This is a genomic window from Epilithonimonas caeni DSM 17710, assembly GCF_000426465.1.
Classification (GTDB): domain Bacteria; phylum Bacteroidota; class Bacteroidia; order Flavobacteriales; family Weeksellaceae; genus Epilithonimonas; species Epilithonimonas caeni.
Genome location: NZ_KE384527.1, coordinates 446,535 through 459,855, shown reverse-complemented (window position 1 = coordinate 459,855; position 13,321 = coordinate 446,535). Strand labels below are relative to the sequence as shown.

At 36.1% G+C, this 13,321-nt stretch carries 12 protein-coding genes and 2 tRNA genes; all 14 read left to right on the top strand.

Features of this window, described 5'->3' with window-relative positions; all coding sequences use genetic code 11:
* The first annotated feature begins 45 nt into the window (after window positions 1–45).
* On the top strand, window positions 46–1,725 hold the full coding sequence (gene lepB, locus K319_RS0117105; RefSeq protein ID WP_027384713.1) for a signal peptidase I: 1,680 nt from the start codon (window positions 46–48) through the stop codon (window positions 1,723–1,725).
* Window positions 1,726–2,091: 366 nt separating this feature from the next.
* Entirely contained in the window at window positions 2,092–2,706 is a 615-nt protein-coding gene (locus K319_RS0117100; RefSeq protein ID WP_027384712.1) for a WbqC family protein, read from the top strand.
* A 139-nt stretch (window positions 2,707–2,845) separates the two neighbouring features.
* Window positions 2,846–4,534 carry a S8 family serine peptidase gene (locus K319_RS0117095; protein ID WP_027384711.1) on the top strand — a complete coding sequence of 563 codons (1,689 nt, stop codon included), beginning with the start codon at window positions 2,846–2,848 and terminating at the stop codon, window positions 4,532–4,534.
* 100 nt (window positions 4,535–4,634) lie between these two features.
* A complete protein-coding gene (locus K319_RS0117090) occupies window positions 4,635–5,147 on the top strand; it encodes a lipocalin family protein (RefSeq protein WP_027384710.1) in 513 nt (170 codons plus the stop codon).
* 17 nt (window positions 5,148–5,164) lie between these two features.
* Window positions 5,165–5,851, top strand: a complete 687-nt coding sequence (locus K319_RS0117085; RefSeq protein WP_027384709.1) for an OmpA family protein — start codon at window positions 5,165–5,167, stop codon at window positions 5,849–5,851.
* Between the two features lie 83 nt (window positions 5,852–5,934).
* Entirely contained in the window at window positions 5,935–6,822 is an 888-nt protein-coding gene (locus tag K319_RS0117080) for a decaprenyl-phosphate phosphoribosyltransferase (protein WP_027384708.1), read from the top strand.
* A gap of 62 nt (window positions 6,823–6,884) precedes the next feature.
* The gene (locus K319_RS0117075; RefSeq protein ID WP_027384707.1) at window positions 6,885–8,207 is read left to right on the top strand and encodes an FAD-binding oxidoreductase; all 1,323 of its coding nucleotides are present in this window, start codon (window positions 6,885–6,887) and stop codon (window positions 8,205–8,207) included.
* Window positions 8,208–8,236: 29 nt separating this feature from the next.
* Window positions 8,237–8,962 carry an SDR family NAD(P)-dependent oxidoreductase gene (locus K319_RS0117070; protein WP_027384706.1) on the top strand — a complete coding sequence of 242 codons (726 nt, stop codon included), beginning with the start codon at window positions 8,237–8,239 and terminating at the stop codon, window positions 8,960–8,962.
* Window positions 8,963–9,045: 83 nt separating this feature from the next.
* Complete coding sequence (locus K319_RS0117065) at window positions 9,046–9,633, top strand: HAD family hydrolase (RefSeq protein WP_027384705.1); 588 nt, start codon at window positions 9,046–9,048, stop codon at window positions 9,631–9,633.
* A gap of 49 nt (window positions 9,634–9,682) precedes the next feature.
* Entirely contained in the window at window positions 9,683–10,855 is a 1,173-nt protein-coding gene (locus K319_RS0117060) for a cysteine desulfurase family protein (RefSeq protein ID WP_027384704.1), read from the top strand.
* A gap of 66 nt (window positions 10,856–10,921) precedes the next feature.
* Window positions 10,922–11,239 (top strand): thioredoxin, encoded by a 318-nt coding sequence (gene trxA / locus K319_RS0117055; RefSeq protein WP_027384703.1) that lies wholly within the window; start codon window positions 10,922–10,924, stop codon window positions 11,237–11,239.
* A 137-nt stretch (window positions 11,240–11,376) separates the two neighbouring features.
* A tRNA-Asp gene (locus K319_RS0117050) sits at window positions 11,377–11,450 on the top strand.
* 31 nt (window positions 11,451–11,481) lie between these two features.
* Window positions 11,482–11,555 (top strand) — tRNA-Asp (locus K319_RS0117045).
* A 736-nt stretch (window positions 11,556–12,291) separates the two neighbouring features.
* Window positions 12,292–13,321: SprB repeat-containing protein (locus K319_RS21380; protein WP_084403469.1), on the top strand; the 1,030-nt coding region annotated here is incomplete at its 3' end.

The window sequence follows — 13,321 nt, the reverse complement described above, 5'->3', positions numbered from 1 at the left end:
TACTCAAATTGCTGAAAGCTAAAGCCTAAGCCAAATGAAATATTTATGAATTATATTATTACTTATACAGTTTACATCCTTATCATAAGTGTTTTGATGGGACTTACAACTTGGAAGTTATTCAAGAAAATGGGATACAATCCTTTGTTTTCTTTCATTCCTTTTTATAATTATTTGATTATTCTCAAAGAAACCAAACATCCGAAATGGTGGGCGATCTTATCATATTTGCCAATCGTTGGTCCGATAATGATGTCTGTTTTTCATCTGTTTTTAATGAAAAAATTCGGAAAGAGAGGTGCTTTGAATGGCGTTTTGACAGTAGTTCTGCCTTTCCTTTTTATGGCAACGGTGAATTACGGAAAAGACCCGGAAATTGAAACTGAAGAAGAGGAAGAGGAAAGCAAAAAGAAGGAAACATTCTTGGGCTCTGTTACTTTTGCAGTGGTTTTTGCAACCATTATTCACGCATTTATTACACAGCCATTCGGGATTCCAACAGGTTCTATGGAGAGAACTTTGCTGGTTGGAGATTTCCTTTTCGTTAACAAATGGGCTTATGGTTACAGAATGCCGATGAGACCTGTAGCATTGCCATTTTTACAGGGAACAATCTTCGATGCAGGACAGAAAGGTAATCCAAAAGACGATCCAAAATCTTATGTTGATGCGGTTAAATTACCATATCTAAGAATTCCTGGTTATGACGAGATTAAGAGATATGATATTGTAGTTTTCAACTATCCACAAGATTCTGTACATACGGCGATTGATAGAAAAGATCCTTACGTAAAAAGATGCATTGGTATTCCCGGGGATGTTATCGAGTTTAGAGCGGGAAGATTATTTGTAAATAATGCGCCTGAAAAAATTCTTGGTGATGAGCAACAGCAGCATAAATTCATTGTTAAAACATCAAATCAACTGAATATTCCTCAGCTATATAAAGCTTATGGTTTTCTTCCAGTTCAGGAATATCAGACTAATACAGGATTTTTATATGCTTTTCAAGGTTTAACGAACGAAGTTGCAAGTGACATAAAAAAACTTCCAGAAGTTGAAGAACTTAAAGAGGACATCTTACAAAAAGGATTCAATGATATTGCCTATTTTCCGATTAAAGAAAGAGGAGAAGTTGTGAGGGATGAGTCTGGCAATGCAATGTTTTCTAAAAAGATAGATACATCAAACTGTATATACCCGATCAACAAACCTTGGAATCAAGATTGGTACGGACCTCTTAGAATTCCGAAAAAAGGTGATGTTGTAAAGTTGGATAAAGAAACTTTGCCAACTTACCAATGGATCATCTCCGAGTACGAGCACAACAAACTTGAAAACAAAAACGGAAAGATTTACGTCAACGGGCAAGAAACCACCCAATACACTATCAAACAAAATTATTACATGATGATTGGGGATAATCGTGATGCTTCTTTGGATGCAAGATTCTTTGGCGTTGTTCCGGAAGAAAATATCGTGGGAAGACCGATGTTCACTTGGATGAGTTTGGAAGGTGCTTTTAAAGATGGAAGCTCAAGTTATCAAGCAAACAAAGGTTCATTTTTTGGAATGACAATCCGTTGGGACAGGATGTTCAAAGCAACCAACACGGGCGAGGCGAACAAAACCTCCTATTGGTGGGTTGCTGTGATTATTTTGGTATTGTTCTTCGGTTGGGATTATTTCGCCAAACTTTTCGGAAAGAAAAAAGAAGAAGATTAATCTAAAATAATTTGGGAGCTTAATCCCGCTAGTAATTTATCCTGAGCTTGTCGAAGGGCTATATCTTTTTTGTCATTGCGAGCAATGTGAAGCAATCTTATTAAACTATTCAGCCATCGCAATAACAAAAAAGGATGCCGCTACTATCGGGGCTATGGGATTAATCCTTCGAAATAAAGATTCAACACTTTGTCAGAGATTATTATCTTTGACAAAGTTTTTTTTAATTAATATCCTCAAATAATCATTCAAAGCTTATATAAGCGAAGCGCCTTTGTGAACCTAAAACATTTAGTTGTGAAAAAAACTTAGTGTGCTTTGTGTTAAAATTTTAGTGTGATTAAAAAAGGATTATCAAAAATAAATATGAAAAAAGTTCTTTTACCAATATTCTATTTGCCACCAGTTTCTTGGTTCTCAGTATTCTTAAATGAAGAAAACGAGGTCGCTTTCGAACAATTCGAAAACTTTCCAAAACAGACATATAGAAACCGGGCAGCGATCTACGGCGCTAACGGAAAATTACCATTGATCATCCCGATCAAACATACAGGAAAACGAGAAATCAAAGACATCCAGATTTCTTTTGCAGAAGATTGGCAGAAACTCCATTGGAAGTCCATCAAAACAGCTTATCAAAGTACACCTTACTTTGAGTACTACGAAGATAAACTCAAGAAAATATACGCAGAACAGATTGTTTCTTTAAAAGAATTTAATATCAAAGCTTTAGGTATTATTCTTGATATTCTGAAGACCGAGAAAAAATATGAGTTGACCAAAGAATATTTCAAAAACCCGGAAGCAGAAGATCACAGAGAAAAATTCTCTGCAAAATCCGAATCAACATCCGAGTTTGAAGAATACTATCAAAGTTTTTCAGACAAGAACGGATTCATAAAAGATTTGTCTATTCTCGATCTGATTTGTAACATCGGGCCAGAAAGTTTGACTTATATAAAAAATATAAAACTCGATTAACAACCATGATGCTCAACAACGAGATTTTCTTTAATTAAAATAATTATTTACATGAAATCGCTTGTTACAAAAAAATCTAATTACAAATTGGTGAAATAGGCGATTGCATATGGCAATTAAAAACAATAGATTTATACATATGAAAAAATTATTGATAGCGGCAGCTTTTTTATATGCAGGATTTGGATTGATTCATGCGCAGACAGCTTCTCCGCAAGATGACAAAGACCAAAAAACTTGGTATCACAAGGATTACGCTACTACAAAAGTTTATGGAGTTAATACACAAAACGCATACAAATTTTTAGAATCGAAAGGTCTAAAACCAAAAACAGTAGTTGTCGGGGTTTTGGATAGCGGAGTAGAGGTGGACCACCCTGGCTTGATCAAAAATATTTGGACAAACCCAAACGAAATTCCTAACAACGGGAAAGATGACGACGGAAACGGATACATCGATGATGTTCACGGATGGAATTTCCTAGGAGGTAAAAACGGCGATATCGATGTTGATAATATGGAAGTGACGAGAGTCGTGAAAAAATATCAATCTGTTTTTGAAGGTCCGGACACTGCTAAAAATAAAGAGAACCAGGCAAAAATGCCGGACGATTTTGCAATGTATATGAAGTCCAAAGAGATTTTTAACAAGAAAAGTCAAGAAGCAAAACAAAGTGTCCAGATGTACACGATGATCAACAATTCTATCCCCGATATGGTGAAATTGTTAGGAGACAAAACATTGACGAAAGAGAACCTGGCAACGATAAAGCCGTCAACACAACAGGAGGCAATGGCAATGCAGGTGCTTTCCCAGGTTGCCAATGATCCTCAGGTGGCAGGAAAACCGGCTTCTGAAGTTAAAACTTATATGGAAGCTCAGATGAAAGAGGCACTGGACTATTTCACGCCACAGGCAGAGAAAGGTTATAATCTGGATTTTGACCCTAGAAAAGAGATTGTTGGAGACAATTACGATGATTATTCTGAGAAAAGCTACGGAAACAATCACTACGAAGGTCCGGACGCAAAACACGGAACTCACGTTGCAGGAATTATTGCTGGTCTGGCAAACGGTTCCGAACCTCAGTATGGTGTAGCTTCCAGAGTTGCAAAAATTATGACTGTAAGAGCGGTCCCGGATGGGGATGAAAGAGACAAAGATGTTGCAAATGCTATCCGCTATGCGGTTGACAACGGTGCGAAAATCCTTAATATGAGTTTTGGAAAGCCTGTTTCTCCGGGTAAAAATGTAGTTTGGGATGCATTCAAATATGCAGAGAGCAAAGGTGTTCTTTTGGTAAAAGCAGCAGGAAATGAAAACGAAGATATTGCAGAACACCAGTATTTTCCAACTAATTTCAAATCTACATCAGACGAGAAACCTTTCATTAATAATATGATCGTTGTTGGTTCAAATACAAATGATTCAAACGCTTTGAAATCAAGTTTCTCTAATTATGATGAAAAAATGGTAGATGTTTTTGCACCAGGCTCGGAAATCTATTCAACTGTTCCAGAAGGGAAATACGAATATCTTCAGGGAACCTCAATGGCTTCTCCTGTTGTAGCCGGTTCTGCGGCAGTTCTGTTGGCCTATATGCCAAATCTGAAACCAGAACAGATCATCGAATCTCTTGTTAAAACAACAAATGTAAATGCAACCAATGGATTTGATAAATTATCAAGATCCAATGGTGTAATAGATGTGGCAAAAGCAGCGGAATATGCATACAAGAATTTTTACAAAGCAGAAGCACCTTCCAAATCTGTAAAAAAACCAATTAAGAAAAAAACGCATAAAGCAATAGATAAGAGTAAGTTATAAAATCAATATTCAAAATAAAAAATCTGAGACAATCTCAGATTTTTTATTTTTTATCATTTGGCATAATTTTTTGTAATAACTTAGCAGTAAATATAAAACTATGAGAAAATTAATTTTAGGAATATTAGGTATCGCATTTTTTGCGACCTCTTGTTCATCAACAAAAAATACTTCATCTTCTGATGGAAGTGTTAGTGCAGGTCAAGCGCAGACAGTGCGTTCTGAAGTTATGAAATTAAAAGGAGAGTGGACGATCTCTGGTGTAGATTATAACAAGTCTTTTAAAATAAAACCTTTTGATGAGGGTGCAGATATCAATTGTTTCGTTGGTAGTGCATGGAAACTGATCCCGAACAATTATACAGGAACATATTCTCTGAACGGAGGAGGAGATTGCCCGATGAAAACACAGGCTATTACTTTCAGTGTTGATAAATATAGCAATGTATCCATCAAAAAGGTTGGTGAAGGGGAAAAAGCAAAACATGTTTCTGCCGGATATATGTTAAAACTTGAAAACCCAACCGAGAATAGTTTTACATTGGTTCAGTCTGTGAATGCTGATGGTTCGCCAATGGACGTACGTTACAATTTTACAAGAACAGCTAAATAATATTAAAAATACATATAATGAAAATAACTAAACTAAACATCGCCGCATTTTTTATCTCAGGTTCACTCTTATTGACAAGTTGTGAGACTGTTCAAAATGCTAATAATACACAAAAGGGTGCTGCAATTGGTACTGCTGCGGGAGCTGTTCTTGGTGGAATTTTAGGAAATAACCTTGGAAAAGGGGGTAATGCGCCTCTTGGAGCTGTTTTGGGTGGCGTTGTTGGTGGCGTTGCCGGAGGTGTTATCGGTAACAAGATGGATAAACAAGCTAAAGAGATCAAAGAAGTTTTGCCGGGTGCTGAAGTTGAAAGGGTAGGTGAAGGTATCAAAGTTACACTTCATGAGAATACTGTCAATTTTGATTTCAACTCTTCAAACTTGACATCTCTTGCAAAAACAAACTTGGATAAATTGGTTACAGTCCTTAAAAATAATCCTGATACCAATATCAATATTTATGGACATACTGATAGCATTGGTAGCGACGCTGTCAATTTGAAAATATCTGCACAAAGAGCTGCAGCTGTTAAAAATTATTTTGTGGCAAATGGTATTGCATCCACAAGATTATTTACAGAAGGTCTAGGGAAATCGAGTCCTATAGCTTCTAATGATACTGATGCGGGAAGAGCTCAAAACAGACGTGTGGAGTTTGCAATTACTGCGAATGAAAAAATGATCAATGATGCTAAGGCAAATTAATAATATCGTTTTAAGATAAATAATAAACCGCAATTTGCGGTTTTTTTATTTTAATGCTACTTTTGCATGATTAAAAACATTGGATGAAGAACTATTTAAAATTAATAAGAGTAGAACAGTGGGTTAAGAACTTATTTGTTTTTGCTCCTTTATTTTTTTCAGGTAAAATTACCAACACTCATCTTTTTTATGAGAGTATTTTCGCATTCTTGGTTTTTTCGTTTACAGCGAGTTCTATTTATATCATCAATGATTATTTTGATATAGAATCGGATAAAAAACATCCTGAGAAAAAACATCGTCCATTAGCAAGTGGCGCTATTTCCAAGACTAGCGCAAAAGTATTATTCGCTTTTTTGATTCTTTTATCAATTTCATCAGTTTTTATTGGAAATTATATTTTTCATACCAATTTCTGGAAATTCGGGGTCATCATTGCCTTTTATTTTGTGATGAACCTTTTTTATACCTTCAAACTGAAACAAGTAGCTATTGTTGATATTTGTATCATTGCTATTGGTTTTGTTCTAAGAGTTCTAGCCGGTGGTTACGTTACAGGAGTCATTGTTACCAACTGGGCAATTCTATTGACTTTTGTTTTGGCATTAGTTCTGGCAATTGGAAAAAGACGAGGAGAGTTGATCAATGCGCAGATTTCGGGGAAGACCAGAAAAGCTTTGGATGGTTATAATGTTCAGTTTGCAGATATTGCTTTGTCAATCAGTTGTACTTTGGCAATTATTTGCTATCTGATGTTTACATTATCACCAGAAGTTCAGGCAAGGTTTCATCCAAGGGTTTTCTATACGGTAATTTTTGTAGTGTTTGCATTTCTAAGGTATCTGCAGCAGACATTGGTTTATAATAAAACCGAGTCACCTACGAAAATTGTTTACAAAGACCGATATATACAAGTGACAATTGTCCTTTGGGTGATCGTTTTCCTTTTACAAATCTATTTTAAGAAATAAAATCACTATATTATAAGTTGAATCTATGATAGATTCAGTTTTAAATATCTAAAAACCTACTGATGAAACCGAATTTTGTACAAAAAGTTACTAACTGGGGAAATTTTCCAATTGTAGAAAAGGAAATGAGATCGGATGATTCTGTTTCAAAGATCAAACAATTTGTTAAGGAAAATAATGAGGTAATTGCTCGCGGAAACGGACGCTGCTATGGCGATGCTTCTCTGGGCGAACATATTTTCTCTACAAAAAGGCTCAATAAATTCATATCTTTTGACAGACTCAACGGAATTATCGAGTGTGAGTCCGGAGTTCTTCTTTCAGAAGTTTTAGAGGTTTCTGTTCCACAGGGCTATTTTCTTTACGTGACGCCTGGGACCAAATTTGTTTCAGTTGGAGGCGCAATCGCTTCCGATGTTCATGGTAAAAATCATCATGCTGAGGGTTGCTTTTCAGAATATGTAACTGAGTTCAAATTACTGGATGAAAACTCGGAAGTTATTACCTGTTCCCGAGAGGAAAACTCAGATAAGTTCTGGGCAACAATTGGCGGAATGGGTTTGACAGGAATTATTTTATCAGCGAAATTCAAACTGAAAAATATAGAATCAGCTTACATCAGACAAGAAAGCATCAAAGCTGAAAATCTGGATGAGGTTTTCAAATTATTTGATGAAAGCGAAGACTGGACCTACAACGTAGCCTGGATCGATTGTTTCCAAAAAGGAAAAAATCTGGGACGTTCTATTTTGATGAGAGGCGAACACGCTTTGAAAGCAGAACTACCCTCGAATCTTCAGAAAAAATCATTGAAACTAAAGGAAAGATTCAAACCGACAGTTCCTTTTTATTTTCCCGGATTTGTTTTGAATGCTTTAACGATCAAGATTTTCAATTTCCTTTATTACAACAAGCAGACAAAGAAACAAATTAATAATTTTATTGATTACGAAACGTTTTTCTATCCTTTGGATGTTATTAATGACTGGAACAAGATCTATGGTAAAAGCGGATTTATCCAGTATCAAATGGTAATCCCGAAAGAAAACGGAAAGGAAGGAATGAAACAAATTTTAGAAACTATAGCGAATAGCGGAAACGGCTCTTTCTTAGCGGTCCTGAAATTATTTGGAAAAGATAATCCATTAGCTTATAATTCATTTCCAAAAGAAGGTTACACATTAGCTTTGGATTTTAAAGTCAATAAAGGATTGAAAAAACTGGTTGACCAATTGGATGCGATCGTTGAAAATTTTGGTGGAAGAATTTACTTGACGAAGGATAGTATGAGTAAGTCTTCTCTGACCAATTATCTTCAAAATGTTGATTCTCCGAAGTTTGTTTCTCTACAACACAAAAGAATTGTTAGTAATAACCAATTCTAATAATAACTAATAATTCATCACTCATAATTATGATTGTTCTTGGTTCCAATTCCGAAGTTGCACAAGCATTTGTAGAAGAATGTTTGGCTAAAGGAGAAAAATTTCCTGTGGTTTATCTGTTGAGTTCTAACCCAGAAACGACAGAGAAATTTGCAGGTCATATCAACGTGAAATTTCTCCAACATTCCGAAATTATTCCTTTGGATTTGATGAAAGATATCGATTATAAAACTTTGGAAAACATTAACTCCGATTTATTGTTTTGTGCTTCGGGTTATCTAGGTTTAGGAACGGAAGAAGGACTGTATGACGACGAAAATACAGCCCGAATCATTGATATTAATTACGCAAAATTAATTCCCGTACTTAATTTCTTTGCCCAAAAAATGGAATCCAAAAGAACAGGAACTATGATCGTCCTATCATCAGTTGCTGGCGAAAGAGGGAGGCAGAGCAATTTCATTTACGGAAGTGCAAAAGCTGGATTAACAGCTTATTTGAGTGGGCTGAGAAATTATTTATTCGACAAAAAGATCCAGGTTTTGACAGTGAAGCCGGGTTTTATGGATACCAAAATGACAGAGGGTTTACCTCTGAATCCAGCGCTGACGGCCACTCCGAAAAAAGCGGCAGAAGGAATTTATAAAGCTTATAAAAATAAAAAAGACGTGGCCTACGTTTTACCGATCTGGGCAATTATTATGCTAATCATCAGAAATATCCCTGAGTTTATTTTTAAAAAACTGAAACTATAATTGATGATTGATAGATGATAATAGATTGAAGTTCTATTAAAGAATGATACAAATAATCATTTATCATTAATAATTTATCACTTATGAAGAAATTATATCTATTCGACTTCGACGGAACTTTGACTTACAAGGATACGATGTTTTTGTTTTTGAAGTTTTATAATCCTGCAAAATTTTCTGTTCAATTCTTGAAACATATTCCGCTTTTTGTTTTGCTTAAATTAAAATTAGCAGATACAGAAGCGGTAAAGAAAAATTTTATTTCATCGATTCTTAAAGGTAGATCGAGACATCAGATCGAAAAAAAGGCTCAACAATTCTTTGAAGAAAATTATCCAAGCTTATTCAGGGAAAATGCTTTGGATTTCATTAATAATATCGATAGACAAAACACGGAGTCGTACATTATTACGGCATCTTTGGATCTTTGGGTAAAACCATTTGCAGACAAATTCAATATGAAATTGCTTTCTACGCAGGCAGAATTCAAAGATGATATTTTCACAGGGAATTTCGTGGGGAAAAACTGTAATAAAGAAGAGAAAGTCAACCGAATTAAACTTGAAATTGGAGATCAGAAATTTGATAAAATAATAGCATTTGGAGACACTTCCGGAGACAAGGCAATGTTCAAATTCGCAAATGAATCTCATTATCGATTTTTTCACTAATTTAGTGCTTTAATTTTTCAGCCTTTTTTTGGCTTCTAATCGTATAAAAATGGAAAGAATTTATCTGGATAACGCAGCAACTACGCCTCTCGACGATGAGGTGATAGACTGTATGGTGAATGTTTTAAAATTCAATTATGGCAATCCGTCATCAACGCACAGCTTGGGACAGGAAGCCAAGACCATTTTGGAAGAAGTAAGGCGAAAGATCGCTGATTCTTTGAAAGTGACTCCGGGAGAAATTGTTTTCACATCTTGTGGGACTGAATCCAATAATATGATTATCAAATCCGCTGTGAATTATCTAGGCGTTGAAAGAATCATCACTTCAGCTCTAGAACACAAATGTGTTGCTGAAACCTGCCTTGAAATGAAGAAATTAAAAGGCGTGGAGTTGGTTTACTTAAGACCGGATTCCAACGGGGATTTTGATTTGACCAAATTAGAAGAATTACTGAAAAGCTCAGACAAAAAAACTTTGGTAACATTGATGCACGCTAACAACGAGATCGGGAATATTCTTGATATCGAGAAAGTAGCACATTTGTGCAAAGATAATCAAGCACTTTTCCACTCGGACACTGTCCAGACAATGGCACATCTGGATTTGGATTTTTCTAAGATTCCGGTTGATTTTGCATCTTGCAGTGCACACAAATTCCATGGACCAAAAGGCTCCGGATTTGCATTCGTGAGAAAATCATCAGGTTTGAAGGGGATCATCACGGGTGGGCCTCAAGAAAGAAGTTTAAGAGCAGGAACAGAAAATGTAACAGGAATTGCAGGTTTAGGAAAAGCTTGGGAAATTTCTCAAGAAAAAATGGAAGACTACAAAAACCATATTCTAGGCATCAAGCATTACGCAATTCAGCAATTGAAAGAAAAAATATCAGGGATCAAATTTAATGGAAGAAGTGCAGAAGACAGTAGTTTATACACGGTTCTGAATCTTTTGCTACCATATAAAAATCCTCTGATCGGATTACAATTGGATATGAAAGGGATTGCCATTTCCCAAGGAAGTGCTTGCAGTTCCGGAGCTTCGAAGCCCTCTATGGTTTTGATGTCGGTCTTGTCAGAAGATGATTTGGACAATTGTACACCGGTACGGGTATCATTCAGCCATTTTACGAAAAAGTCTGATATCGATGCACTTGTGAGTGCTTTAGAAGAAATAGGCAAACAATTCGTTATAGAAAAAGCTGATAGTTTACATAGATAATCCACAGAAGAAACAAAAATTAAATTTTGTAATTTTGTTTAATAAAACAATTAAGAATAAGAAATCATGGCAGTAGAAATTACAGATCAATCCTTTCAGGAAACAGTATTAAATTCAGATAAACCGGTTTTGGTTGACTTTTGGGCAGCTTGGTGCGGACCTTGTAGAATGCTGGGGCCAATTATCGAAGAAGTAGCAACTGACTTTGAAGGTAAAGCCTTGGTAGGTAAAGTGGATGTTGATAACAATCAGCAGATTTCTGTGGATTACGGGATCAGAAATATTCCTACCGTTTTAATTTTCAAAAATGGGGAAGTTGTAGATAAAATCGTAGGTGTAGCACCAAAAGAAGTAATCGCTGAAAAGCTTAATGCTTACTTGTAAGAAATTAATATAATTGAAAATGAACGCTTTTCTGTCTGAAAGGCGTTTTTTTTTTATTTAAAATTTGGAGATGTAAATTATTGTTGTATTTTTGCAACCACAATAACGAAAGGTAATAATCTTAGTTATAGTAAAAAGATCCGGTAGTTCAGCTGGTTAGAATGCCGCCCTGTCACGGCGGAGGTCGCGGGTTCGAGTCCCGTCCGGATCGCAAAAAGTTTATCAATTACTTTTCAAAAATTGATCCGGTAGTTCAGCTGGTTAGAATGCCGCCCTGTCACGGCGGAGGTCGCGGGTTCGAGTCCCGTCCGGATCGCAACTGTAAATGCAGAATCGTTCAAAACGCTTTAAAACATACGTTTTAAAGCGTTTTTTGTTTTATGGTAAATTCCTGTGAAGTTTTTATTTAACTTAATTATCAACGCCGTATAAAAATAAATTACGCATCAGGAATGTGCTCATCCTATACCAGATGGTTCAGATGTTAATTTACTTTAGATGATTTTATGCTTAACTGTACCAGATCGCATCTTTAATCCAGTAACAATGAAGGCCGTGGATGTGCTTATTTTCTTATAGTATAGTGTTGTCTGAATAACGATACAAAATCTTAACGGCCATTAAAATTTTGAAAAAATAAACTTAAATTATAAGGTAACTATTATATCAAAATAGTGCGAAGCGCTTTAAAAACATCCGTTTTAAAGCGTTTTTTTTATTTAACTTAATTGAACTCAATGCCGCTAAACTAACGAATGCTGGGTAATAAAATTAAATTGGTACATCCAAATATGTAGTTGGGTATAATTAATACATCATGTTTTTTAAGATTATCTATCATTTAAAGTTCATTTAACTTCTTTGGGTTGGTTTTTTCTGATAAACGTTTATTATTATTTTCTTTAAATAGATTAATAAATTTGATCTATTATCTACTATTTTACAAATTATTTAATTTTATTAGAAATTTTATATAATAAACGTTTATTTTAACGAATATGTTAAAAATAATGTTAATTTTAGCAATTATTAACCAAAAAAACTCTTATTCAATGAGAAAGCTCTATTTGATGTTGGTGTTGCTTCTAATAGCAATGACCAATGCGGTCTATGCACAGACCAGTACTGAACAGTTTGAGACCGAGTCCAACGGAAGCGCAAGCTTCACGGACAATGGTGTTATTTTTAACATTCTATCACATGTAAACACGTATGACATTCAAGCTGCCTACCCTGGAACAGGGTGGAACGGCACCGCGGTCGATAACAGATATATTGATAATTCGGGGGCTGGCAATCAGTCTGCCGGCACATCTTTCAGCATTAAAACAACTTCCAACCTCTTTAAGGTAAACAGATTTTGGGTTTATGCTGCAGCTGCAAACACAACGCTTGGAGTTGCTGGTACGTTGACCATAACCGGTAAACTCTCGGGAGTAACAAAGTTTACCCAGACCAAAACAACAGGCTTTACTGCAACGACAGGAACTGCCAATGGTTACACTTTAATTGATTTGACCAACCTTAATGGACAAAACTACAGTAACATTGTGATCGACCAGCTTCAGCTCACTGCCGGAGGAAACTTTCAGTATCTGGCACTAGATGCCTTTACATGGGTCAAGGATTCTGGTATGGTACTCGGTTCATTAACACTTAATGCCGCCGCACAGACCAATGTTTCCTGTAATGGAGGGTCTAATGGAAGTGCAACAGTCGGAGTAACAGGAGGAACAACTCCGTATACTTATAGTTGGTCACCAAGTGGCGGTACTGCAGCCACTGCTACAGGCCTTGCAGCGGGAACTTATACCGTTACTGTAAAAGATGCTACTAATGCTACAAAAACACAAAGTTTTACAATTACGGAGCCAACAGCTTTAGTTGCTACTGCTGTTTCCCAGACGAATGTGGCCTGTAATGGGGCTGCTACAGGAGCTGCAACAGTTAGTGCTTCAGGCGGAACACCGGGTTACACCTACAGTTGGTCACCGAGTGGCGGTACGGCAGCGACAGCAACAGGATTAGCAGCAGGAACCTATACTGTGACCATCACAGATGGGAATGCCTGCCAGACGACTC